This window comes from Streptomyces sp. NPDC058308 (assembly GCF_042880275.1).
Lineage (GTDB): Bacteria > Actinomycetota > Actinomycetes > Streptomycetales > Streptomycetaceae > Streptomyces.
On sequence record NZ_JBHVZA010000017.1, the window covers coordinates 23,656 to 47,589 of the forward strand.

23 protein-coding genes are annotated in these 23,934 nt (G+C 71.6%); 13 read left to right on the top strand and 10 right to left on the bottom strand.

The genetic code is table 11. The features are described from left to right. Positions 1 to 13: 13 nt before the first annotated feature. Positions 14 to 445 carry a DUF5825 family protein gene (locus ACFVYL_RS22950; protein ID WP_389719247.1) on the top strand — a complete coding sequence of 144 codons (432 nt, stop codon included), beginning with the start codon at positions 14 to 16 and terminating at the stop codon, positions 443 to 445. Then, positions 348 to 575 (top strand): hypothetical protein, encoded by a 228-nt coding sequence (locus ACFVYL_RS22955; RefSeq protein ID WP_389719033.1) that lies wholly within the window; start codon positions 348 to 350, stop codon positions 573 to 575. The genes ACFVYL_RS22950 and ACFVYL_RS22955 overlap by 98 nt, the downstream gene beginning before the upstream one ends. A gap of 9 nt (positions 576 to 584) precedes the next feature. Here ACFVYL_RS22955 and ACFVYL_RS22960 read toward each other — a convergent pair whose 3' ends face one another. Next, positions 585 to 1,223: a LysE family translocator gene (locus tag ACFVYL_RS22960; RefSeq protein ID WP_389719035.1), complete on the bottom strand. Its 639-nt coding sequence runs from the start codon at positions 1,221 to 1,223 to the stop codon at positions 585 to 587. Positions 1,224 to 1,335: 112 nt separating this feature from the next. Between ACFVYL_RS22960 and ACFVYL_RS22965 the strand changes: the two genes are divergently transcribed. Next, positions 1,336 to 1,890: a CGNR zinc finger domain-containing protein gene (locus tag ACFVYL_RS22965; protein WP_389719037.1), complete on the top strand. Its 555-nt coding sequence runs from the start codon at positions 1,336 to 1,338 to the stop codon at positions 1,888 to 1,890. A gap of 17 nt (positions 1,891 to 1,907) precedes the next feature. Here ACFVYL_RS22965 and ACFVYL_RS22970 read toward each other — a convergent pair whose 3' ends face one another. Together ACFVYL_RS22970 and ACFVYL_RS22975 are read right to left on the bottom strand one after the other, a co-directional pair. After that, entirely contained in the window at positions 1,908 to 3,548 is a 1,641-nt protein-coding gene (locus ACFVYL_RS22970) for a BCCT family transporter (protein ID WP_389719038.1), read from the bottom strand. A 232-nt stretch (positions 3,549 to 3,780) separates the two neighbouring features. Further along, positions 3,781 to 4,833, bottom strand: coding sequence for a D-alanyl-D-alanine carboxypeptidase family protein (locus tag ACFVYL_RS22975; RefSeq protein WP_389719040.1), 1,053 nt, complete (start codon positions 4,831 to 4,833; stop codon positions 3,781 to 3,783). Positions 4,834 to 5,130: 297 nt separating this feature from the next. Here ACFVYL_RS22975 and ACFVYL_RS22980 point away from each other — a divergent pair, with 297 nt between their 5' ends. After that, the gene (locus ACFVYL_RS22980; protein WP_389719042.1) at positions 5,131 to 6,294 is read left to right on the top strand and encodes a hypothetical protein; all 1,164 of its coding nucleotides are present in this window, start codon (positions 5,131 to 5,133) and stop codon (positions 6,292 to 6,294) included. Positions 6,295 to 6,698: 404 nt separating this feature from the next. Here ACFVYL_RS22980 and ACFVYL_RS22985 read toward each other — a convergent pair whose 3' ends face one another. From ACFVYL_RS22985 to ACFVYL_RS22995, 3 genes are all read right to left on the bottom strand, one after another. After that, positions 6,699 to 7,388, bottom strand: coding sequence for a hypothetical protein (locus ACFVYL_RS22985; protein WP_389719043.1), 690 nt, complete (start codon positions 7,386 to 7,388; stop codon positions 6,699 to 6,701). A 508-nt stretch (positions 7,389 to 7,896) separates the two neighbouring features. Then, positions 7,897 to 8,313 (bottom strand): hypothetical protein, encoded by a 417-nt coding sequence (locus ACFVYL_RS22990; protein ID WP_389719045.1) that lies wholly within the window; start codon positions 8,311 to 8,313, stop codon positions 7,897 to 7,899. A gap of 123 nt (positions 8,314 to 8,436) precedes the next feature. Beyond that, entirely contained in the window at positions 8,437 to 9,627 is a 1,191-nt protein-coding gene (locus ACFVYL_RS22995) for a magnesium and cobalt transport protein CorA (protein ID WP_389719046.1), read from the bottom strand. Between the two features lie 247 nt (positions 9,628 to 9,874). Here ACFVYL_RS22995 and ACFVYL_RS23000 point away from each other — a divergent pair, with 247 nt between their 5' ends. After that, positions 9,875 to 11,119: a winged helix DNA-binding domain-containing protein gene (locus ACFVYL_RS23000; RefSeq protein ID WP_389719048.1), complete on the top strand. Its 1,245-nt coding sequence runs from the start codon at positions 9,875 to 9,877 to the stop codon at positions 11,117 to 11,119. A 73-nt stretch (positions 11,120 to 11,192) separates the two neighbouring features. After that, a complete protein-coding gene (locus tag ACFVYL_RS23005) occupies positions 11,193 to 11,774 on the top strand; it encodes a hypothetical protein (RefSeq protein WP_389719050.1) in 582 nt (193 codons plus the stop codon). Positions 11,775 to 11,801: 27 nt separating this feature from the next. On the opposite strand, the gene ACFVYL_RS23010 is transcribed toward ACFVYL_RS23005, so the two are convergent. Further along, complete coding sequence (locus tag ACFVYL_RS23010) at positions 11,802 to 12,578, bottom strand: SDR family oxidoreductase (RefSeq protein WP_389719052.1); 777 nt, start codon at positions 12,576 to 12,578, stop codon at positions 11,802 to 11,804. Between the two features lie 279 nt (positions 12,579 to 12,857). On the opposite strand from ACFVYL_RS23010, the gene ACFVYL_RS23015 reads away from it, so the two are divergent. The 4 genes from ACFVYL_RS23015 (at position 12,858) to dmpI (ending at position 16,307) form a co-directional block, all read left to right on the top strand. Continuing rightward, positions 12,858 to 13,364 carry a carboxymuconolactone decarboxylase family protein gene (locus ACFVYL_RS23015; protein ID WP_389719053.1) on the top strand — a complete coding sequence of 169 codons (507 nt, stop codon included), beginning with the start codon at positions 12,858 to 12,860 and terminating at the stop codon, positions 13,362 to 13,364. Between the two features lie 198 nt (positions 13,365 to 13,562). Beyond that, positions 13,563 to 15,077 carry an AMP-binding protein gene (locus ACFVYL_RS23020; protein WP_389719054.1) on the top strand — a complete coding sequence of 505 codons (1,515 nt, stop codon included), beginning with the start codon at positions 13,563 to 13,565 and terminating at the stop codon, positions 15,075 to 15,077. 22 nt (positions 15,078 to 15,099) lie between these two features. Then, positions 15,100 to 15,996 (top strand): LysR substrate-binding domain-containing protein, encoded by an 897-nt coding sequence (locus ACFVYL_RS23025; RefSeq protein WP_389719056.1) that lies wholly within the window; start codon positions 15,100 to 15,102, stop codon positions 15,994 to 15,996. Between the two features lie 128 nt (positions 15,997 to 16,124). Continuing rightward, complete coding sequence (gene dmpI / locus ACFVYL_RS23030; RefSeq protein ID WP_389719058.1) at positions 16,125 to 16,307, top strand: 4-oxalocrotonate tautomerase DmpI; 183 nt, start codon at positions 16,125 to 16,127, stop codon at positions 16,305 to 16,307. Between the two features lie 77 nt (positions 16,308 to 16,384). On the opposite strand, the gene ACFVYL_RS23035 is transcribed toward dmpI, so the two are convergent. Next, the gene (locus tag ACFVYL_RS23035; protein WP_389719059.1) at positions 16,385 to 17,224 is read right to left on the bottom strand and encodes a response regulator transcription factor; all 840 of its coding nucleotides are present in this window, start codon (positions 17,222 to 17,224) and stop codon (positions 16,385 to 16,387) included. 159 nt (positions 17,225 to 17,383) lie between these two features. Here ACFVYL_RS23035 and ACFVYL_RS23040 point away from each other — a divergent pair, with 159 nt between their 5' ends. Continuing rightward, positions 17,384 to 19,099, top strand: a complete 1,716-nt coding sequence (locus tag ACFVYL_RS23040) for an AMP-binding protein (RefSeq protein WP_389719249.1) — start codon at positions 17,384 to 17,386, stop codon at positions 19,097 to 19,099. Then, positions 19,096 to 20,703, top strand: a complete 1,608-nt coding sequence (locus ACFVYL_RS23045) for an AMP-binding protein (protein WP_389719061.1) — start codon at positions 19,096 to 19,098, stop codon at positions 20,701 to 20,703. The genes ACFVYL_RS23040 and ACFVYL_RS23045 overlap by 4 nt, the downstream gene beginning before the upstream one ends. Here ACFVYL_RS23045 and ACFVYL_RS23050 read toward each other — a convergent pair. After that, positions 20,681 to 21,292 (bottom strand): GNAT family N-acetyltransferase, encoded by a 612-nt coding sequence (locus tag ACFVYL_RS23050; protein WP_389719062.1) that lies wholly within the window; start codon positions 21,290 to 21,292, stop codon positions 20,681 to 20,683. The genes ACFVYL_RS23045 and ACFVYL_RS23050 overlap by 23 nt on opposite strands. Positions 21,293 to 21,606: 314 nt before the next feature. Here ACFVYL_RS23050 and ACFVYL_RS23055 point away from each other — a divergent pair, with 314 nt between their 5' ends. After that, positions 21,607 to 22,839 carry an MFS transporter gene (locus ACFVYL_RS23055; RefSeq protein ID WP_389719250.1) on the top strand — a complete coding sequence of 411 codons (1,233 nt, stop codon included), beginning with the start codon at positions 21,607 to 21,609 and terminating at the stop codon, positions 22,837 to 22,839. Here the strand turns inward: ACFVYL_RS23055 and ACFVYL_RS23060 are convergent. After that, on the bottom strand, positions 22,799 to 23,650 hold the full coding sequence (locus tag ACFVYL_RS23060; protein WP_389719064.1) for a hypothetical protein: 852 nt from the start codon (positions 23,648 to 23,650) through the stop codon (positions 22,799 to 22,801). The two genes, ACFVYL_RS23055 and ACFVYL_RS23060, sit on opposite strands and share 41 nt — an antisense overlap. Positions 23,651 to 23,934: the final 284 nt, after the last annotated feature.

Genomic DNA, 23,934 nt, shown 5'->3' on the forward strand with positions numbered 1-23,934 from the left:
GGGCGGTCGGCATATCCGTGGCTTTCTTCAGTCAGTTGGCGCCGGCACTGCTGAATGGCGGCTGTTCAGCCACCTGTACCCGCCGCGCTCGCTGGCCGGTCCCGAGGGCGAAGCGGTCCTCGACTGGCGCACCACGTTCCACATGAACAAGTGCGGCTACCGGCGTGGTACGGGCTTCGTCGATGTCACCGACTTGCGCCACGGAAAGCAACGGCGCGTCATCATGCGCAAGGTGCACAGAGGAAAGCTGGCGTCACTACTGGACGGCGCCCCCGCCGCGGACTTCCGGCACAGGGAAATTGAAGCGTTCGCGAAGTCGGGTCTCGTCCACCAAGTCGATGGCTCGGATGTGCCGACCCGGCGGACTGTGGGTACATGTCGGGGCCGCCGCACTCGGCGAAGACGACGCCCTGAACCAGTCCGGCGGCCCGTCCTGGACCACTGAGGAGACGTTCCTCGCCGCCGTGGACACGTGGTTCACCGTGCTCGACCTCCGGATCGCCGATTTCGGCCGAAGGCCGGGGGTCACGGACTGGGCGGCTGGGTATGCCGTGCTCCGTCGAAGGGAGGACTGAGACCAGGGGTCATCCCACGGCGTTACTCACCACATCCTCAAGGAGGAGCGCCGCCAGGGCGCCGAACGTGATTCCGGCGGCCAGGTTCACTGTGACGGCCGCGCGGCGCCCCCGTACCAGCCCCTGGCCCAGTCGGCCGGCGAACAGGCCTATCGTGCTGTCCCAGGCGAGGCCCATCACCAGGAAGATGAGGCCGAGGGCGAGCAACTGGAGCCAGAGCGGGCCGTGTTCGGGGCTGGTGAAGCGTGGCAGGAAAGCGGCGAAGAACAGCACGATCTTCGGGTTGAGCAGGTTGGTGAGGACGGCCCGGCGCAGGACCTCGCGCTCGGGCGGCGTCTCGGGAGCCGTCGTCGGCGCTTCCCTGGCCGAACGGATCGTGCTCACCGCCAGCCAGCCGAGGTAGAGGCCGCCGATCAGTTCCACCAGGTTCAGCGCGGCGGGCGTCGAGCGCAGCAGGACGGCGAGGCCGAGCGCGGCGGCCGTCACATGGACGACCATGCCCAGGGCCATTCCCATGGCGGAGAGCAGACCGGCTCGCGGGCCGCGTTGCAGGGCCACGGCCACGATGTACGCGGCGTCGGGCCCCGGAGCCACGGTGATGATCGCGGCCGCTGCCAGGTAGGCCGGCAGAAGAGCGAGGTCCAGCATGCCAACCCCCTGCGTTCGGATGATGTAACGCGTAGAGCTGTTGCAGTACGTTACCCGTACGGCGGGGCCGCTGCAACGCAATGACTGCTATCAACGCGTTACGCTGGGATGTATGGCAGTCACTCTCACAGCGGTTCCCGTCGAGACGGTGACGGAGCTCGTCAACGGTTGGGGGACGCTGCCGCGCCAGGAGGACGGCCGGGGGGACGCCCCTCACCGGCCCGCCGCCGACATCGCGGTGCGCCTCGGCCTGCCCGCGCGTGTGAGCGCCGCGCTGACCCCCGAGGCGCTCGCCTGCGCGGCGGACCGCCTTCACGAGGTCTTCTCCGCCCGGGACGCCGTGGCGTGCGCGCGAGGACTGACGCGTCTGCTGTCCGACAGCGGTGTCCGCCCCGTCGTGGAGCGCGGGACGGACCCCGGCGTGCTGCGCGCGGCGTGGAGCGTCGATGACGTCGATCACGCCCTGCTCGCGGCGGCCGCGGTCACCCTGCGCCAGTACCTCGCCGACCACGGGTTCGCCCGGATCGGCATCTGCACCGGCGGCCACTGCGCAGACGTCTACATCGACCAGTCACCCGGCGGCCGACGCCGCTTCTGCTCGGTGACCTGCCAGAACCGGGCGCGTGTGGCGGCGTTCCGGAGCCGTAGGGCGGCTGCCGCCGACTGAGCGGCCGGGTGGGGAGCTCAACCCCGGTCCGGCGGGAGGACCCCCTGCTCAAGCGCCATCTCCCGCGCCACCCGGGGCGCCGTCCACAGTGTCGGCAGCATGATGAAGCCCACCGGTACCGCCGTGACCACGATGAACGACTGCAGTGCCGTGATGCCTCCGTCGCCGACCAGGATCAGTACCGCGGCCGCGGCGCCCATCAGCAGGGCCCAGAACGCCCGTACCGCACGCGTCGGTTCACCGGCCCTCGTGCCCGCGGAGGCGATGCTGTACGACATCGAGTCGGTGGTCGTCACCACGAACGTGATCGTCAGCAGGAGCAGCGCGACCGCGACCACCGCGCCCATCGGGAGCCGCTGCGCCATCGAGATGACCGCGGCGTCCATGCCGACCGACTTCAGCGGACCCGAGATCGCGCCGGGGTCGCGCTGCTCCAGGAAGATGCCGGTGCCGCCGAACACCGTGAACCAGAACATGGTGGCCAGCGGAGGAATGATCGCGGTGGAGACCACGAGGTCGCGCAGCGTACGGCCCCTGGAGATGCGGGCCACGAAGATGGACATCAGCGGCCCGTAGCCGAGGAACCAGCCGAAGAAGAAGACCGTCCAGGAGCCGAGCCACGCGTGGTCGCCCCGGTTGAGGGCCAGCGGCACGAAGTCCCGCGCGTACTGGCCGAAGCCGCCCAGGAACGAGTCGAGCACGAAGCCGAGGGAGCCGAGGACCAGGAAGACGGCCATCAGGGCGACCGCGAGCCAGATGTTGGCCTTGCTGAAGAACTGGATGCCGCGGTCGACGCCGCTGGCGACGGAGAGGACGGCGACGACGGTGAGCAGGACGATGACGCCGAGCTGTACGGGGTAGCCGCCGGAGATGCCGAACACCTCGGAGAGCCCGTAGGAGACCTGGAGGCCGAGGAAGCCGATCGGGCCGACGGTCCCGGCCACCACGGCGATGACGCAGACGATGTCGACGGCGGCCCCGAGGCGGGAGTGCCGGATGCGCTCGCCGAGGAACGGATGGAGCAGGGTGCGCGGGCGCAGCGGCATGCCGCGCTCCTGGCCCCGGATCATCACGACCGAGGCGAGGGTGCCGAGGACGGCCCAGGCGAGGAAGCCCCAGTGCGCGAAGCTCTGGGAGAGCGCCGCGTCGGCCGCCTCCTGGGTGCCGCTCTTGACGCCGTCGTAGAAGGGGGGAGTGTTGACGTAGTGCTCCACGGGCTCGCCCGCCGCGAAGAAGACGCCGCCGCCCGCGAGCAGGGTCGACATGATCATGGCGATCCACTGGAACCTGCCGTACTCCGGGCGCGCCCCCGCGCCCCCGAGCCGCACCTTCCCGTACCGGGAGAAGCCCAGCCACAGCGCGACGCCGAACGTCGCGAGCAGCAGCACCTGCCACAGCGGACCGAACCACCGCGCGACGAAGGTGAAGACGGCGTTCACGACGTCGCCCGTGGCCGTGGGCGCGATCAGCGAGGCCAGGACGAACGCGGTGAGCAGCCCGCCGCTGACGGCAAGCACCGGTATGTCGGTGCGGTCGCGACCGCCGGGAGTCGCGGCGGGCGCCGCATGGCCCCCTTCGTGGGTATGGCCGCCTTCGTCGTCGTCCGCGGCGGGCTCGCCGTCGGCGGGCGCGACGGTACGGGCAGGGGAAGTCGACATGAGGTTCCTTGCTGAGGGGGATGCGCACACGAGGGCACGGCGCGGGCGCACGCGCGCACGGGAGGCCGGGTGGCGGCCGGACCGCTCGGTTTCGGCGCGCGGGTCAGCAGGGAAGGGTGCTATCCGAAGGACGTTTTCGTCAAATTCCGGACAATGTCCGGTGGTGCGGCGGCCGCGTTCGCGCCGGAGCACCAGCGGCAGCCGCGCCTTGCCCGAGCCCGTCCGCGTCCGATCAGTGGGCGAAGCCCCAGTCGAGCATCTTGGTGGCGTCGTCGAAGCGGCCCTTGTCGGCCCCCACGATCGCACCGACCAGGGTGCGGTTGTCCCGCTGGGCGGCGAAGACCACGGCGTAGCCGGCCTCCGCGCCGCTGCCGGTCTTGATGCCGAGGGCGCCGTCGTAGGTGCTCAGCAGCACGTTGGTGTTGTTCCAGGTGTAGTACCGGGTACGGCCGTTGGCCGCTGGGGCCTCGGCCTTGAACTGCTTCTTCTTCACGATGTCGGCGAACACCGGCTTCAGCATGGCGCGCTGGCCGAGCTTGGCCAGATCGCGGGCGGTGCTGCGGTTGTCGCCGTGCGAGATGCCGTCGAAGGAGTCGAAGTGCGTGCCGGTCAGGCCCAGTTGCTGCGCTTCGGCGTTCATCTGGTTCTCGAAGTCGGCGATCCGTGCGTCCGTGGTGTCCCCGGCCCCGAAGTTGTCGGCCAGTGCCATCGCGGCGTCCGCCCCGGACGGGAGCAGCATGGCGTGCAACAACTGCCTGACGGTCAGCTTGTCGCCGGTCTGCAGGTCGGCCGTGCTGGAACCGGTCTTCGCGACGTAGTCCCGGTACTCCTGCTTCACCGTGATCTGCCGGTCCAGCCACTCCGGGTGCTTGAGCGCGATCATTGCGGTCATGATCTTGGTGGTGCTGGCCATCGACACGCTCTCGTCGGCCTTGGCCCCGGCCCACATCTCCCGCTCCTGGCTGCCGTCGCGGGCGTCCAGCAGGAAGGCGTGATCGGCCTTGATGACGGGGGCGTCGTCCTGGCTCTTCGTGTCCGGCGCGCCTTGCCCCTGCGTGTCTGGCGCGCCTTGCCCCTGCGTGTCCGGCGCGCCCTGCCCCTGACCGACGGAACCGGTGGCCTCGCCGGTCGCCCGCTCGCTCTCGTCGACGGAGTGCGTGGCACTGGGGGTGGCCGCTTCGGCGAGACCACCAGCGGTGATCGGCAGCACGGCCCCGAACAGCGCGACGGTCGCGATCCGGGCCCCAGTCCGGTGCAGCCGGTTGGGGCGGGCGTGGGAACCCATGAGGCATCTCTTCTCCCGGCGCGGGGTGCCGGCTGGTGACGGAAAATCGGTGCGTAGTGAACCTACTTGGTGCGTAGTGAACCTACTTGGACGATGACGGCCATTTCAAGATCGCTGTGTCATAGCCGGGTAACAGGGCTGAGCGCGATGGGGACTGGGCCGTGGCTACCGCCAATCCCTCCGCTGGGTGGTCGGTTGGCCAGTGCGCTCGCGGCGGCTTCCGGTATGAATGTGAAGCGGTGTGAGTGACCACCGACCGGGGGCCAAGTGCTCACGTATCCATGGGGGGAGCGGCAGGTGGCGGATCAGCCGGTGTTCGTGCTGGGCGAAGGGTTGCAGGCGCTGGAGGCTGCGGCATTCGGGACGGAGGCGGAGTTCCAGGACTTGCTGGCGCGGCATCCGCGTGTACTGGACTTCGGGACGCTCTCCGACGGACGCCCCTTGCGGTTGGTGCTCGTCGCCCGGGAGATGGGCGTTGCGACCAGCGCGGACAACGGCCCGACGTACTGGTTGGACCACCTCTTCGTGGATGCCGACGGCGTGCCCACGTTGGTCGAGGTCAAGCGGGCGACTGACACCCGCATACGGCGGGAAGTCGTCGGCCAGATGCTCGACTACGCCGCGAACGGCGCACGCTACTGGCCCGCCGCACTGCTGCAACGCGCCTTCGAGGAGACCTGCGAGGCCGACGGCCGTTCCCTGGAGGAGGCGTACGGGGAGCTGTTGGGCGAGGGGTCCGAGCGTTCGCCCGAGGATTTCTGGACGACGGTGGAGGAGCGTCTGGCCGCGGGCCAGATGCGGTTGCTGTTCGTCGCGGACCGCATTCCCCTGGAACTGCGGTCGATCGTTGAGTTCCTCAACCGCCAGCTGCGGCAGACGGACGTGTACGCGGTCGAGTTGACCCAGTACCGGGGCGGGGGTGAGCTGAAGGTTCTCGTTCCGCGCGTCTACGGCGAAGTCGCCATGACGGCGAAGACGGCTGCGGGGCGGCGCAGTCCGCAGAAGACGCACCCGGACGAGATGGACGCCGCCATCGAGAGCCGCTATGGGCCGGAGGTCCGGCGGGTGGCGAGGGCACTCCTGAGTCACGCGCAGGGGCGTGGACGGCTCGTCGGGGGCACCGCCAAGTATCCGAGCATGAACGTCCACTACCGGGTGGCGGGACAATGGGTCCCGGTCGGCACCGTGTCCTTGTACGAGAGCCCGGCGGCTCGGGCGGAGTTGGCCTTCAGCTTCGGTGCCATCACCAAACGCATCGGTCTCGAGGCGGCAGCCGCGTTCGCAGCCGCCTTGCCGGCCGTGGGCGGGCTGGAGCTGAAGCTGGCCGAGCAGAGGGCGGCGGGGTTCCGCGGGTGGCCGCAGGTCTCCTTGAGCGCGCTTGCGGCCGCGCCCGGCGCGGTGGAGAGGGTCCTCGCCGCCGTCGACCAACTCGTGGACGGTCAAGGTGCTTCCTCCGGCTGAGACCGCGGCCCGCCGTACTCTTGGGGCGCCCGGGCAATGTACGGATCGGGCCTCGCGGTTCCCCGGCTCCGGCAGGTCTGCGGTGAGCGGCCAGCCGACGAGGTCGCTGCTGCTGCCGCCGTAGTCGACCGGGATCGAATCGCGCTGCACTGGGTCGAGGCCGCGCCGTGCTACGACCGCGGTGCGGACCTGGTGGTCCGGTGTCGCGCGCCAAGTCGGCGATGCACTCGGCCGGCAGCGTCAGGTTGGCCGCCACCGCGGCGCGTGCGCGAATACGGACTGGCCCGGAAGCGGGCAGCGAGATCGGCATCCACATCCGCGGCTTCGGCGATCACCTTCAAGCGACGGGAGTCGCCTGTAGCGCGGGGCCCAAGCGGGCCGCAGGGCGGACAGGGCCACCGTCGTCAGTCGGGATCGTGGTCCTTCCAAGCCAGTACCTGGACTGTCTCAAGGGGCCAATGACGGCCCATGCTCCTATCGGGGCGTCGAGCCTCCGCCTCTTCTGCGTACTGCTTGTTCCAGTGAGCCTGTTCCCGGTGGAGCGCGGGTCGGGACAATCGTCCGATGGCGGGATGGCAGGCTGCGACGACCTGTGCGAGGACGAGTGCGGTTTCGGCATCGCAGGAGGGATCACCGGGGTGTTCGTGCGGGACGCCGTACCACTCGGCGACGGCCTCCAGGGAGCGCCGACCGGAGCGGAAGGGTTCGGCGTGCCGGTCCAGGACGAGTGGGTCGCAGATCGGTGACAGGCCGTTGACCAGGCGATCGGACAGCGGCGCGAGCCCGTGCCTGAGCAGTTCGGTCTCCAAGGAGGTCAGCACGTACGGGGCGTGCCAGACCACCAGAGGTTCCTTGGTCACCAGATGCCCGACGAGCGTGGTAGCCAGTTCCTCCAGTGCCTGGGCGGCTGGCTTCCCGCGCGTACGTGCGTGTTCCACCGAGATGCCGTGGTTCTTGCGAGGTGTGACCGACAGCGGGCCGGGGCCAGGGTCGATGAGCCAGGTTCGCTCCGCCCCATCGCTGGTGCGCAGCGCGGCACCGAGGATCCGGTCGACGTTGTACCGGTTTCCCGTGGTCGCGATGTCCAGGGCCATGAGGCGACGTCGGTGCCAACCCGGGTGGTGATGGCGGGGCGGCGGCGCAGGCTCGCGGGCGTGTTCGCGGTGGTACACGGCCCATCCGCCGAAAGCGGTGTCCACGAGTGCACCGAGCCCTGCTGGAACGATCGAGCCACAGACCTCGCACTCCCCGTCTCTCCGGTTTGGCCGCATCGCGGAGGGGTCCGACGTGATGCCGTCCGGATCGGGTGCCGGAGCGTGCGCCGGGTGATAGACCACCCAGCCACCCCATGCGCTACGGAGCAGTACGCCGGCCTCGACCGCGACTTCCGAGCTGCACCGGGCGCAGCGGCCCGCGAATTGGTTCGTTCGAACTTGACTGTTCATGGGCCACCTCGATGAGGATCCAATGCCGCGGGGTCAATACCCTCGGTCGTAGATCTCCCGTAGCTACGGTTCCAGGACGGCGGGCATTCGCGCCAGGGTGTAACGGAAGGCATCGCCGGACGGTCGGAACGGCAACCACGGGTGTGGCGGCAGCGGATCATCCGGCTTCACGCCCGTAGGCACTCCGCCGACTGCAGGCAGGCGCGTGCGATGGGGCGGGCAGGCCAACTCGGCCCAGAGCGTGGCCTCGACGGGCACGGCCACGGCGCCGCCGCGCGGCTGCCGCATCTCGCCGGGTCTGCGGATGTACCGGCACCAGCACCAGCACCCGCTCGGCAGTTGGCTCACCGAGCCCCGGTCCCGCCAGGTCCAGCCGCTTCGTGCCTCCCCCTGCGGGCAGCAGTGTGGCGAGGGCCGGGCCGAGGAGCTCGGCGATCGGATCGGGTGCCACCTCAACAGGACGGCCTTTGGCGGCCACCACTACGTGGGCGAGGGCCACGCCCGCCGGGATGTCCCGGTACTCGCTCAGCCGTTGCCACAGCGCGCGGGTGGCCAGCAGCTCCGCCCAGTCCATGACGGGCCGCTCCGGACGGCGATCGCCCGCTCCCCAGCGCAGCGCATTCTGCCCCAGGGGGTTAGGAGCGCCCTGAATGAGCCTTCGCGTACCCGAAGTTGGTCAATGGGGTCGAGCCCGCCGCTACAGCCAATCCCTCCGCTTGAAGATGAAGTACAGGCTCACGCACACCACCGCCATCAGCAGGATCGCGAACGGATACCCGGCCGCCCACTTCAGCTCCGGCATCGTCTCGAAGTTCATCCCGTAGATCGTTCCCACCAACGTGGGTGCAAACAGAATGGCGGCCCACGACGAGATCTTCTTGATTTCCTCGTTCTGTTCGAAGCCCGCCTCCGCCAGCGCTCGCATCTCCGCGTTCTGCTGCTGCGTGACCAGGGTCGCGTTGACCGTGAGGATGTCGGTCAGGGCCTGGCGGAAGCCGTCCACTCGTTCGCTGGTGTGGGTGACGTGGTCGGCCACGTCGCGCAGGTAGCGCTGGAGTTCCTCGTCCGTGCCGTACTTCGCGAAGCCTGCCATCAGGGCGTGCAGCATGCCGACCAGGGGGCGGGTGGCGCGCTGGAACTCGACCATTTCGCGGGAGAGTTCGTAGATGCGGCGGGACACCTCGGGGTCACCCCTGAAGACCTCGGTCTCGATCTCGTCGATGTCGTTCTGTACGCCGGAGACGACCGGGGCGTAGCCGTCGACGACCGCGTCGAGGATCGCGTAGAGCACCGCCTCGGGGCCGAGTTTGAGGAGGTCGGGGGAGTCCTCCATGCGGCGGCGGACCGCCGAGAGGTCGGGGGCCGCGCCGTGCCGGACCGTGATGACGAAGTCGGGGCCGACGAAGACGTGCAGTTCGCCGAAGTCGACCTCCTCGGGGGCGTCGAGGTAGCGGGCGGCGCGCAGGACGACGAAGAGTGTTTCGCCGTAGCGTTCCAGTTTCGGGCGCTGGTGGGCCTCCATGGCGTCCTCGACGGCCAGCTCGTGCAGGTCGAACTCAGCTGCCAGGGAGAGGAGTTCGGACTCCGTCGGGCGGGCCAGGCCGATCCACGCCATGCCGTCCGGCTGGTCGCGCAGCTCACGGAAGGTGTCCGCCAGGGAGGTGGGGGTCGCCACGCGGACGCCGTCGCGGTACAGCGCCGCCTGGACGACAGTGTCCGTGTTCGCGCGGGCGGTCGCTTCCCGGGACCCCGGGGTCGGCTCCGCGTCCCGGGGTCCGTCGGAGCCCTTGGGTGTCTTGGTGGGCGGGGACGCCGGAGGGCGTGCCATGCGCCGCCACCCGTGCTTCTTCGCGGGTGGTGGTGTCGGACGGGCTCGGCGCTCCGCCATGCTCGCCGCCTCCTCTGTCGAGTGTCGAGTGTCGAGCGCTTGTCCGGTCGGTGTCCGGTCGGTCCGGGCGCGCGGGGCGGTCACCGAGCAGGATAGGTGGGGTGTGGTGCGTCGGGGGCGGCTGGGACGTCTCCGGGGTGTCGGGGCGGCTGGGGCGCCTGCCGAGTGTCGGGGGTGGCTCGGGCGTCTCCCGGGTGGCGCCCGTCGCGGACTGTTTCTGTCCGCAAGTCCCGCTAGCGTGCCGCCCATGACCAAAACGACGGCCCGGTCCCCGGCGAGCACCGCCCCCGTACTGGGCGCGCGTGCCCTCAACCGAGCCACCCTCGACCGGCAGCTGCTCCTGCGCCGGTCCCGTGACCTGTCCGTCAAGGACGCCGTCGCCCACCTCGTCGGGCTGCAGGCGCAGAACGTCAAGCCGCCCTACTACGCCCTCGCCGCACGCCTCGCGGAGTTCGACCCCGCCGAGCTCTCCGCGCTCCTGGAGTCGCGCCGGCTGGTCCGCATGGTCACCCTGCGCTCCACCATCCATCTGCACACCGCCGAGGACGCCCGCACCCTGCGGCCGCTCGTGCAGGTCGCCCCCGAACGCGAGCTCTCGGCGTTCCGCAAAGGCCTTGCCGGCGTCGACCTCGACGAGCTCGCGGAGATCGCCCGCGAGGCCGTCGAGGCGGAGCCCCCCACGATGAAGCAGCTCCGCGAGGTGCTGCTCCTCCGGTGGCCCGACGCCGACCCGCAGTCCCTCGCCGTAGCCGCCCGGTGCACCCTCCCGCTCGTGCAGGTCACCCCGCGCGGGCTGTGGCGACGCAGCGGGCAGGTCGCCCTCACCACCGTCGGACAGTGGCTCGACGATCGTGAGCAGGGTGAGGGCGGTCATGACGCGGGCGGTGACGGTCGTCGCGCCGGGGCAGAGGGCGCGCCCACGCCCGACACCACCGTCCTGCGCTACCTCGCCGCCTTCGGCCCCGCCTCCGTCAAGGACATGCAGACCTGGGCGCGGCTCACCCGGATGCGTGAGGTCTTCGAGCGGCTGCGGCCCCGGCTGCGTACGTTCCGGGACGGGAACGGCGTCGAACTCTTCGACCTGCCCGACGCGCCCCGCCCCGACGCGGACACCCCGGCCCCGCCCCGCTTCCTGCCCGAGTACGACAACCTCCTCCTCTCGCACGCCGACCGCACCCGCGTCGTCCCCGCCGCGTACAAGGGCCGCACCTGGACGGGGAACCTCGCGCACCGCGTCTTCCTCCTCGACGGGTTCCTGGCCGGGGTGTGGCGGCTGGCGGAGGACGCGAAGAGCGGGGTCGCCGTGCTCACCATCGAGCCGTTCGGGAGGCCCAGCCGGGCCCAGCGGGACGAGTTGGCACGGGAGGCGGAGCGGATGCTGGTGACGATCGCCGAGACCTCGTCGTCGTACGACATCCGCTTCGGGGCAGTTGTCAACAACGGAGTCGGCAACGGAGTCGACATCGAAGGGGAGGAGAGCGAAGGGGAGTAGGCCGCCGCAGCGTGGTACTCCTGCGGTACGCAGTCAGCGGTGTGCCCCCGTACGCCTTCAGGAAGGACAGCCGGTGACCAATACTCCCGACAGCACCCCCGACAGCACCCCCGACAGGGCCCCCGCCAGCGCGTGCGGACGCCCCGGCCCCGGCGTCGAGCCGACCACCGCCGACCGAGCCTGGCTCGCGGTGGCCTGCCAACTCGCGACCGAGTGCCCGCCCTCGCGCACGGAGTTCTCCGCCGGCGTGGTCGTCCTCGCCGATGACGGCACCGAACTCGCCCGCGGTCACTCGCGGCAGAACGAACCCCACGAGCATGCCGCGGAAGGCGCCCTCGCCCAGATCGCCCCCGGCGACCCGCGGCTGTCCACGGCCACGGTCTACAGCTCGGCCGGGCCGTGCGCCGAGCGTGGTCCGGGGCTCCGGCCGTGTGCCGAGTTGATCCGCGAGGCCGGGATCCGGCGTGTGGTCACCGCGTGCCGGGAGCCCCACGCCGACGGCACGTCAGGCACGTCAGGCACGTCAGGCACGTCAGACCCATCAGACGCGGACGGCGCGTACGGAATCCGGTCCCTGGAGGCCATCGGCGTCACCGTCATCGAGCTGTCCGAGTACGCCGACGCCGCCAAGGCCCCGAACCAGCACCTGCTCTGACGCGGGCAGATCCGGCGTTCTGACCCGTCAGCCCGCCTTCCGCTCCGCCAGGAACGCCTCCCACGTGCGCGTGCCCACCGTCGCGCCCGCCGTGGCGAGGTTCTCCCCGGTCCGGTACGCGCGGCCGACCTTTCCCGGCATGCGGACCGGCATCAGGGGGCGCCGCCTGCCGGTCGACTCCAGGTACTGACGCACCAGTTCGCCCAGCCCGTACACCTCCGGGCCCGAGAGGTCGGCGACCAGGCCCGCCGGGTCGTCCAGCGTCAGCTCCACCAGGCGGGCCGCCACGTCACGCGCGTCCACCGGCTCCCAGCGCATCCCGCCCGGCGCCGGGACGACCGGCAGCTTCCCCATCTTCTGCGCCACCGTCAGCGCCAGGTCGTGGAACTGGGCCGCCCGCAGCGTCGTCCACGGAATCCCCGATTCGGCCACCGCGCGCTCCGCGCCCAGCTTCGCGCGGAAGTACGCCAGCGGGATGCGGTCCGCGCCGATCACGGAGATGTACACGAGGTGCCGCACGCCGGCCGCGCGTGCGGCACGCACCAGGTTCCTGGTCGCCTCGTCGTCGCCCTTGGGGCCGCCCGCGAGGTGCAGCACCGTCTCGACTCCCGCCAGCGCGGCGCCGAGCGCGTCGCTGTCACCTTGCAGCAGGTCACAGGCGTGGTACTCGATACCGGCCGCGGGCTCGCGGCTGTGCCGGGTCAGGACGCGGACGGGGTGGCCCGCCGCGCGCAGGAGCGGCACGACGTGGCTGCCGAGCGTGCCGGTGCCTCCGGTGACCAGGATGGGGGCAGTCGTCTTCATCGTTGTCTCCCTGACGTTCGACCACAGGCGCCCCCTCGGAACGGCGCGCGCTGTCGGCTCACTGCCATGACGCGCGGCCCGGCGGGACTGTGACAGGAATCGGCCGACCAATATCAGCCGCCCAATATCTGCCGACCAGTTCCGACGGGAGGCTTCCAGCCCGACGGGAGCCCCGGCCGCAGGCCCGGAGAAACAATTTCCCGTATGCCTGTCACATCTCCCCGCCGAGCTCCGTCAGGGCAGTGACAGCAGCGTCAAAGCCCTGAGGAGTTGTTGACCATGGATACACGTGCTCTTACCGCAGAAGTACCGATGGTTCCGCGGATGTCCGAAGACCCTGCCCAGCTCGTTCCCGAGTTGGCGGACGTGTCGGCCGCACTGTTCAAAGTCACCGGCAACGGTTCGGTGCCCCGTTCCACGATCGGTCTCGTGCAGCTGCGCGCCGGCCAGATCGTCGGCAGCACCTACCTGACCGTTCTGCACACCGGATTCCTGCGCGGCGGCGGGGCGTCGGAGGAGCGGATCACGTCGGTGGCGTCCTGGCAGGACTCGCCGTACTTCACCGGTGCGGAGCGGGCCGCGCTCGCGCTCGTGGAAGCCGTGCTCCAGCCGTCGGCGGACGGTGAGCGGGTCTCCGACGCGCTGTACGCCGAGGTCGCGGAGCACTACGACGCCAAGGCGCTGGCCACCCTGATGTTCGCGATCGGGCAGGTCAATTTCTTCATCGCCGTGGCGCTCGTCGCCAAGCCGGTGCCCGGCCGGTCCTTCAGTGATCCCTGGAGCTGACACCGGCCGCACGCGGTGGCGGCAAGCAACCGCGTGAGCGTGAGCGCCCCGTACGGGTCCGGACCCGGACCCGTACGGGGCGCACCCGATCCACCCCGCACTCACCGGGGCACCGAACCCGGTGAACCCGGTGATACCAAAGCCGGTCACGCCAAAGCCGGTCACACCGAACCCGGTCGCACCAAAGGACGAACCCCCATGACCAGCACCTCCTACGTCGACGACCTGCTCGACGCACTCGCCCGGCAGCCCGACCGGGTGGCCCTGATCACGCAGGAGGGCCGCCACGTCCCGGCGGTTGACGTGCGCGACGGCGTGCACCGAGTGGCGGCCGAACTGGCGGCCCTCGGCATCGGCCGCGAGGACACCGTCACGCTGCTCACCGGCAACGGCCCCGACGCTCTCGTCGCCCGGTACGCCGCGAACCTCCTCGGCGCCCGGGTGGTCTTCCTCGGTCACGGTCTGGCCGCCGCGGCGCAGGCGGAGATCGTGGACAGCGTCGGCACGGCGATCCTGCTCGTGGACCCCGCGCTGCGCGCGTCCGCGGAGGCGCTGCTCCGGAAGACCGACGTCCCCCTCGTACGCACGCTCGCGGAGTTGGTGGCGCAGGCGGCAGCCCGTACGCGCCGCCCCGTCGCGGGCGGCGCGCGTCCCGAGGACGACTGGTGCGTCCGCCACACCGGGGGCACCACCGGTACCCCCAAGGGAATCCGGATGGCGCACGGACCGTACCGGGGCGTGCTGGCCCGGAGCGTCGCGGGTCTGGCGGCGGGCGAGCGGCCGCGCTTCCTCGCCTGCACCTCGCTCGCGCACATGGCCGGGATCATCGCCGACATCGCGCTGCTCGCCGGTGGGACGGTGGTGCTGCGCGACACCTTCGAGCCCGGCGACGCGCTCGCCACGATCGAGCGTGAGCACATCACCGACCTCTGGCTGCTGCCGCCGCTCCTGTACGAGTTGCTGGACCATCCGCGTCTCTCCCGTACCGACGTGACGACGGTGCGCCGGATCGTCTACGGCGGAACCCCCGTCGCGGCCGGCCGGCTCGTACAGGCGCAGGAGGCGTTCGGTCCCGTGCTCCACGGTTCGTACGGGCAGACAGAGGCGGGGTGCATCACCGAGCTGCTGCCCGACGAGCACCGCGGGGGAGAGGTGACCGTCGGGCGGGCGGCTCCCGGGGTCGTCATCGAGATCCGGGACCCGGCCGGTACGGTGCTCGCGGCCGGGGCGACCGGTGAGATCCACGTCCGTACGCCCCTGATGATGAGCGGCTACTGGCAGCAGCCCGAGCTGACCGCCGAGGTGATCGTCGACGGCTGGATACGTACGGGTGACGTCGGTTATCTGGACGCCGAGGGCTATCTCCACCTGGTCGACCGGCTCAAGGAGATGGTGATCGTTGTGGGCGGCCACGTGTATCCGGCGGAATTGGAGCAACTCCTTCTCACCCACCCCGACATCGCGCAGTGCGCGGCGTTCGGCGTACGGGATCCGCAAGGCATCGAGCAGGTGCACGTGGCGGTGGTGCCCGCCGCAGCGCCGGGTCCCGAGCGGTCCACGCGGCACATCGAGGACACCGTCCGGGAGTTCGTCACCAGCGGCAAGGGCGCCCTGTACGCCCCCTCGGCCGTGCATGTCGTGGACCGCGTTCCGCTCACGGACGTGGGCAAGCCGGACAAGAAGCGCCTGCGGGCATCACTCGGTGTCTCTTGAGGTCCCCCTTTAGGCTTCCCGGATGGAACTGCGGCAGCTCAGCTACTTCGTGACCGTCGCCGACGAGCTGCACTTCGGGCGTGCGGCCGAGCGGCTGCACATCGTCCAGTCCGCGGTCAGCCAGCAGATACGGCGCCTGGAGCGGGAGTTGGGCGCCGAGCTCTTCGACCGTTCGCCCCGCCACGTGCGGCTCACCGGCGCGGGGGAGCGGCTGCTGCCCGAGGCGCGGGCGGTGCTCGCCGCCGCCGAACGGGTGCGGGCCGCGGTCGCCCCGCCCGCCGGGCTGCGGCTCGCCACCAGCACCGGCCTCGGGGAACACCTGGACCGGGTGCTCGCGGAGTTCGCCGTACGGGCGCCGGGGGTGCCGGTGGAGCTGGTGTCGGGCGGGGCGCGCGAGCGGGTCGAGCAGGTCGTCGACGGGCGGGTCGACGCCGCCTTCGTACGTTCCGCGGAAGCCGTGCCCGGCGTGCGGATCGTGCCGTTGTGGGACGACCCGCTGGTCGCCGTGGTCCCGGCCGGGCATCCGCTGGCCGCGGAGGCCGACGTGGCGCTCGGTGACCTCGCGGGGCTGCCGCTGGCCATCACCGCGCGGCGCAACAACCCCGCCCTGGTGGACCTCGTCGTCGGGGCCTGCCGCGACGCCGGGTTCGAACCGGTGCCCGGCCCTGTCGACGGTTCGCTGCAGGACCGGCTCGCCACGATCGGGACGGGGGTCGCGCGGCAGTGGACGGTCGTGTACGCGTCGCACGCGCGCGTGCTGCACAGCCCGCGGGTGGCGTTCCTGCCGTTCCGCGCGCCGGGACTCGCGCTCGCCACGGGGCTCGCCGTACGGACCACCGAGCCCTCGCCCGAGCTCGCTCACCTTCTCGCCGCCTGCGCGGCCGCGACGCCGGTGACCTGCGGCGATCACGAACGCTGATCGCTGCGGTCGCGGGCTGCCCCTTGGTCGCGGCCCCCGCAGGGGATGGACTGGGGCCGTACCGAACGCCCCGGCCGCTCCGGGGCGTGAACGCCGGTGATTCCGGCCTTGAGCAAGGGAGTTCAGCCATGCCCATCGTCACCGTCCAGCAGGGTCCCCGCGACATCGAGCTCAAGCGGGAGCTGGTCAAGCAGATCACCGACGCGTTCGTGGACGCGTACAAGATCCCGGCCGACAGCGTCCACGTCTGGATCCACGAGACGCCCGCGGACAGCTGGGGCGTGGCGGGGACGCTGACGGCCGACAAGTAGGTGGACCGCGGCGACGTCCCGCTCGCCCCGCCGCCGGGCGGGGCTACGGCCACAGTCCCGCCCGCCGCCCGGCGGGGCTACGGCAACAGCCCCGCCCGGCGCGCGGCCACCACCGCCTCAAGGCGGGTGTGCGCGCCGAGCTTGCGCATGGCCGAGCGCAGGTAGCCCTTCACCGTTTCCGGGCGCAGTCCGAGGCGTTCGCCCGCCGTCGCGTTCGTGACGCCCGCGGCCACGCAGGACAGGACGTCCAGCTCGCGGGGGGTCAGGGAGACGGGGCGGCTCCGACCGTGGTCCGGGATGGTCGTCGCCGACTCCAGGCGGCCGCAGACCGACAGGAGTTCGGCCCGTAGCGCCGGGTCGACGATGCGGGGGGCCAGGGCGCGGAGCGCGCCGTGTGCCTCGCGGACCTGTTCCCACGCGCCATGGCCCGCCACCGGCTCCCGGGCCGCCGCGAGCAGGGACCGCACCTCGTCGCGTACGACGAGGGCCTGCTCCACGTCCCGGGCCGCCGCCACCGCCGCCGACAGCGTCCGGTCGCCGAGCGGCTGGGCCGTGCGCAGCGCCCCGTACAGCACCCCGCGCACCTGGCGGCGCACCACGACGGGCACCGCGAGCACGGACCGCAGGCCCTCGGCGGCGACCGCCGCGTCGTACTCGTGGCTGATGTGCCGCGACACGTGGTAGTCGGTGACCGCGCACGGCCGTGACAGGGCGACCGCCTTGCCGCCCAGGCCGTTGCCCGACGAGATGGCGAGCCCGTGCAGGGCGCGCGTTCCCGTGCCGCTCAGCTCGCCGATCCGCAGCACGTGGCGCGCGTTTTCGAGAAGGCCGCCGAACGCCACCGGGAGCCCCGTGCCGCGGCGCAGCCGCAGCAGAGCGGCCCGTACCTCCACGGCTTCGCCGCCGTCGTCCGCCACGCGATCGCCCCTTCGTTTCGCGACACCCCCGTCCGGGGGTAGTGAGACCCGCATCACGAATTACACGATGTTCCGTAGCGTCCGGCAATGAGTACGGCGGCAGGAGCGGCCGGATCGGCCGGAGCGGGTTCGCGTGATCGAGTAGGGGTGCATATGACGATGACCGGGGCGAGCGCCACGGAGCAGTTCCGTACCGCACGGGACTTCCTCCTGCGGCACAGAGAGGATTACGCCGCCGCGTACGAGGGCTTCGCCTGGCCGCGGCCCGAACGGTTCAACTGGGCCCTCGACTGGTTCGACGTCATCGCCGACGGCAACGGGCGGACCGCGCTGCACATCGTGGAGGAGGACGGCAGGGAGGACCGCTACTCCTTCGCACGGCTCTCGGCCCGCTCGAACCGGGTCGCCAACTGGCTGCGCGCGCACGGCGTCCGGGCCGGCGACCGCATCGTGGTGATGCTCGGCAACCAGGTCGAGCTGTGGGAGATCGCGCTCGCGGCGATGAAGCTGCGCGCCGTCGTCATCCCGGCGACACCGCTGCTCGGCCCCGCCGACCTGCGCGACCGCATCGAGCGGGGCCGCGCCCGGCACGTGGTCGTGCGCCCCGAGGACACCGCGAAGTTCGACGACGTGCCCGGCGACTACACACGCATCGTCGTCACGGGGGCGGCGGATGAGGGCGCGGGCGGGAGCGCGGGTACCGGCGCGGGCCAGGGGTGGCTCCCGTACGGCGGCGCCGACGACGCCCCCGAGACCTTCGAGCCCGACGGCATCACCCTCGCCGACGACCCGCTGATGCTCTACTTCACCTCGGGCACCACCGCACGCCCGAAGCTCGTCGAGCACACCCATGTGTCCTACCCCGTGGGCCACTTGGCGACGATGTACTGGATCGGTCTCAAGCCCGGCGACGTCCATCTGAACATCTCTTCGCCCGGCTGGGCCAAGCACGCCTGGTCGAACTTCTTCGCCCCGTGGAACGCCGAGGCCACCGTCTTCATCCACAACTACTCCCGCTTCGACGCCGGGCGGCTGATGGCGGAGATGGACCGGGCGGGCGTCACCTCCTTCTGCGCGCCGCCCACCGTGTGGCGCATGCTCATCCAGGCCGACCTGACGCAGCTGCGCACCCCGCCGCGCGAGGTCGTCGCCGCCGGTGAGCCGCTCAATCCCGAGGTCATCGAGCAGGTGCGGCGCGACTGGGGCGTCACCATCCGCGACGGATTCGGGCAGACCGAGACCGCCGTACAGGTCGCCAACTCGCCCGGTCAGCAGCTGAAGCGGGGCTCGATGGGCCGCCCCACCCCCGGCTTCTCCGTCGAGCTCCTCGACCCGGTGACCGGCGAACCGGGCGCGGCGGAGGGGGAGATCGCCCTGGATCTGGGCGCGGACCCCGTCGGTCTGATGGCCGGCTACCACGGCGACCCCGAGCGCACCGCGGAGGCCATGGCGGGCGGTTACTACCGCACCGGTGACATCGGCTCCCGCGACGCCGACGGCTACATCACCTACGTCGGACGGTCCGACGACGTCTTCAAGGCCTCCGACTACAAGATCTCGCCGTTCGAGCTGGAGAGCGCGCTCCTGGAGCACGAGGCGGTGGCCGAGGCGGCCGTGGTGCCCGCGCCCGACCCGGTGCGGCTCGCCGTGCCCAAGGCGTACGTCGTGCTCGCCGAGGGCTTCGAACCGGGCCCGGACACCGCCAAGCTGCTCTTCGAGCACTCCCGCGCGGTGCTCGCCCCGTACAAGCGGCTGCGCCGCCTGGAGTTCGGCGCGCTGCCCAAGACCGTGTCCGGCAAGATCCGGCGCGTCGAGCTCCGTGCGGCGACCGCCGCCGGATCAGGCGCGGAATACCGTGAGGAGGACTTCCGGTGAGTGAACTCTCCTACGCGCACGGGACGAGCCGCACGCCCCTCCTCGGCGACACCATCGGGCAGAACCTCGACCGGGCCGTCCGGTCCTGGCCCGACCGCGACGCGCTCGTCGACGTCGCCGCGGGCACCCGCTGGACGTACGCCGAGTTCGGCGCCGCCGTCGCGCGGGTGGCGCGCGGGCTCCTCGGCTCGGGCGTGGCCAAGGGGGACCGTGTCGGGATCTGGGCGGTGAACTGCGCCGAGTGGGTGCTCGTGCAGTACGCCACCGCGCGCATCGGCGCGGTCATGGTGAACATCAACCCGGCGTACCGCGCCCACGAGTTGGAGTTCGTCCTCAACCAGGCGGGCGTCCGCGTCCTGGTCGCCACGCAGAGCCACAAGAGCAGCGACTACCGCGCGCTCGTCGACGAGGTGCGGCCCCGCTGCCCCGGGCTGCGCGCCGTGCACTACATCGGAGACGGTTCCTGGGACGTGCTCCTCGACGCCGCGCAGGGTGTCACGGACGAGCAACTCGCTTCCTGTGAGGCCGAGTTGAGCTGCGATGAGCCGGTGAACATCCAGTACACCTCCGGCACCACCGGCTTTCCCAAGGGGGCCACGCTCTCCCACCACAACATCCTCAACAACGGTTACTGGGTGGGCCGTACGGTCGGCTACACCGAACAGGACCGGATCTGTCTTCCCGTGCCCTTCTACCACTGCTTCGGCATGGTGATGGGCAACCTCGGCGCCACCTCGCACGGCGCGTGCATCGTCATCCCCGCGCCGTCCTTCGACCCCGTCGCCACGCTGCACGCCGTCGAGCGGGAGCGCTGCACCTCGCTGTACGGGGTGCCGACGATGTTCATCGCGGAGCTGAACCTCGCCGACTTCGCGACGTACGACCTGAGTTCGCTGCGCACCGGCATCATGGCCGGCTCGCCCTGCCCCGTCGAGGTGATGAAGCGCGTCGTCGCCGAGATGCACATGGAGGAGGTGTCCATCTGCTACGGCATGACGGAGACCTCACCCGTCTCCACCCAGACCCGCCGCACCGACGACCTGGAGCGCCGCACGGGCACGGTCGGCCGCGTCCTGCCGCACGTCGAGGTGAAGGTCGTCGACCCGGCGACCGGCGTGACGCTGCCGCGCGGCACGCCCGGCGAGCTGTGCACCCGCGGCTACGGCGTGATGCTCGGCTACTGGGACGAGCCCGAACGGACCCGCGAAGTCATCGACTCCGGGCGCTGGATGCACACCGGCGACCTCGCGGTCATGCGTGAGGACGGCTACGTCCGGATCGTCGGCCGCATCAAGGACATGATCATCAGGGGCGGCGAGAACATCTACCCCCGCGAGATCGAGGAGTTCCTCTATGGCCACCCGAAGATCGCCGACGTCCAGGTGGTGGGCGTCCCCGACGAACGGTACGGCGAGACACCGCTGGCCTGCGTGATCCTGCGGGACCCCAGTGCCGGGCTGACGCTGGATGAGCTCAAGGCGTACTGCGCGGGGCGGTTGGCCCACTACAAGATCCCGGCCGGGCTGCGGATCCTGGAGTCCTTCCCCATGACGGTCTCGGGCAAGGTGCGCAAGATCGAGCTCAGGGAGCGGTACGGGGAGTGACGGAGACCTCGTCCCCGGCGAGGTCGCGGCGCATGCAGAGGCGGGGCCACCGGTCGAGGCCGAGCTCCGCCTCGTGCGCGCGGATCCCGCGCAGCGCCGGGCTGAGGCGGGCGTCCGCGAGCGGGCGGAAGCCGATGCGGGCGTAGTACGGCGCGTTCCACGGGACGTCGGCGAACGTGGCCAGGGTCAGCGCGGCGGCGCCCTGCGCGCGGGCCCACCGCGCGACGTGCTCGATCAGGTCGCGGCCGACGCCGCGGCGGGCGGCGCGCGGGTGCACGGAGACCTGCTCGATGTGGAACACGGGGTCGGTGGGGTCCCCGTCGGCGGAATCGGCCAAGGGCTCGCCGATCAGGTACCCGACCGGGCGGTCGTCCGCGTCGGCGGCGACCCACGCCCGGCCCGCGCGACGGAAACGGTCCAACTCCTCGACACTGAACGGCTCGTCGTCCGCGATCGCGGCCATGCCGAGGGCACGGAAGGGCTCACCCGCGGCGCGCTCGATGTCCTGGAGCGCGGGCAGGTCGGCGACGGTGGCGGGACGGATGAGCGGGGTTCCGGGCGTCGTCGGTCCGGGCACGGGGTTGGGCATGGGGCGAGTATGCCGTGACCAAAACCGCTTGTGCAGCCGGGTACCGACCGGCGATCGTGGGCCGGTCCGTCAGCCGATCACGCGAGGTGAGTGTGCACCTGTCCAAGGCCGGTGACGCGGAAAGAGCCGGGACTGGCACGGCGGGAGCGGGGACCGGCCCGGCGGGGGTCGGGTCCGAATCGGCGGGGGCCGGGGCTGGCTCGGCGGGGGCCGGGTCCGAATCGGTGGGAGCCGGGACTGGGTCGGCCGGGGCCGGGAGGGACGGAGTGGCCGCTGCCGTCGTCGGCTCGGCCCCGCCCGGCCTGAGCCGCGGCATGGTGCTGCTGCTCGCCGTCACCTGTGGCGTGGCCGTCGGCAACGTCTACTTCCCGCAGGCCGTGAGCCCATTGGTCGCCGACGGCCTGGACGTGTCGGCCGACACGGCGGCGCTCGTCGTGACGGCCACCCAGTTCGGCTACGCGGGCGGCATCTTCCTCCTGGTGCCGCTCGGCGACCGCATACCGTACCGGCCGCTCATCGTCACGCTCCTCTCGCTGGCCGGGCTCGGCCTGCTCGGGGCGGGCGCCGCGCCCGGGCTCTCGCCGCTGCTCGTGGCGAGTGCCCTCGTCGGTGTCACCACCGTGATCGCCCAGGTCATCGCGCCCACGGCGGCGGGCCTCGTGCCCGAGGAGCGCCGCGGAGCCGTCGCGGGCACCCTGCTGAGCGGCTCGATCGGCGGCATGCTGCTGTCCAGGGTCTTCGGCGGCGCGGTGGGGGAGTGGCTGGGCTGGCGCGCCCCGTACCTGATGACGTCGGCCGTCACCCTGCTCCTCGCGTGCGTCCTGGCCCGCGCGCTGCCGAGATCGACGGCGCCGTCCCGGCAGCGCTATCCCGCGCTGCTCGCCGAGTCGCTCCGCCTGCTGCGCACCGAGCCGGACCTGCGGCGCTCCGGCTTCTACCAGGCGATGATCTTCGGCGGGTTCTCCGCCCTGTGGACCGGCGTCGCACTGCTCCTCACCGGCCCGGAGTACGGGATGGGCGCGTCGGCGGTCGGCATGCTCGCCCTGGTGAACGCGGCGACCATGATCTGCACGCCGGTGGCGGGGCGGCAGGTGGACAGGCGGGGCTCCGACGCGGTCAATCTGGTCTGCATGCTCGCCGTCCTGGTGGCCTCCGCCGTCCTCTTCGTGGGCGGCTTCGGCGGGGTGGTGGGGCTCGTCGCCCTCGGGGTGGGGTCGCTGCTGCTCGACGTGGCGATGCAGTCGGGCACGGTCGCCAACCAGGTACGGATCTTCGGGCTGAGTGACGAGGCGCGTGCCCGGCTCAACACGGCGTACATGACCTGCGCCTACCTGGGCGGAAGCATTGGTTCCTGGCTCGCGGTACGGGCCTACGGCGCCTTCGGCTGGCCGGGGGTGTGCGGACTCGTGGCCCTGCTGACCGTCCTGGCGCTCACCCGGCACCTGGCGCATCTGGCGCACTTGGCGCATCGGGCGCATCCGCGGGGCGGCGAGGGCCGGGCCGCGCTCACGCCCCGGCGGCGACCAGGTCGTCCGCCGCGCCGTTGACCGGCTGAGGCGTGCCGGTCAGGTCCATGGTGAACAGCGGCACGTCGAGGGTGTCCGCGCGGGTGCGGGCGCCGGCCGTGTAGCCCGCGAGGGAGAAGCAGACGCAGGTGACGGGGGTGTCGCCGGCCTCGGTCATGGCGGTCAGCCACAGACACTCGATGTCCCGCAGGGTGGTGGGCCGCAGCCCGGGCTCCACCTGCGCCAGCACGCCGCGCGCGGTGATCCGGGACCCCGAGGGCGGGCGCCGGGCGGCACTGCGCGTATGGAGATAGCCGAGCCACCGCAGGTACAGCGCGGCCACGGTCACGGCGTCGTGGGCGTTGCGGATCGTCACGGGGCGGAAGGCGGGGCGCGGTCGCGGAGTCTCTGCCCGCCCCGGAGACCCCGGAGGCCCCGCCTCATCCATGGGCTCCGCCCCCTCAGGTGACATCACCGGGACAGCCGGAGCGCCCGGAGTGGCCGGAGTGGCCGGAACGCCCGGAGCGGCTGGAGCGCCCGGAGTAGCCGGGGCGGCCGGAGTGGCTGGAATGGGCGAGATCCCGGCATCGGTCGGAATCACGGGAATGCGCAGAATCGTCCCACAGGCGCAGCCCAGCTCCGGCTGGGGCCACTGGCCCCCGCGCCCGCAGGCCCCGCAGCGCACCGTGACCCACTCGTGCGCCCAGGTCCGGTCCGTGACCGGGACCGGTGCCGCGCCCCTGGCCACCGGAGGGGTCACCCGGGCACCGCACGCGCAGGGGTAGGCCGGGGGAGCGTACAGATGCTCGCGCCTGCAGTCCGGGCACCGTATCGGCGCACCACCGTCCGTCACCGTCACCACCGCCTGCCGTGGGCCGCCCCGCCGTGTCGCGCCCGTCCGGGCGGCCGTCCCGCCGCCCCTCGGGCCCTCTCTCCTCATCCTCCACCCAAGGGCTCCCCCGCGGCTGCGAGTTGAGTCAACAGGTGAACCGGGTCCTGGAGAGGTGTTCACCCGATCTCTCTTGACGGTCTCCGGCGCGCCCGCTTACATTGCTTCCATATAGCAGAACAAACTTTCCACAATGCGGAAACAGAAGCTCACCGCGGGGCGCGACGGGAGCCGGATCCGCCAGCCGA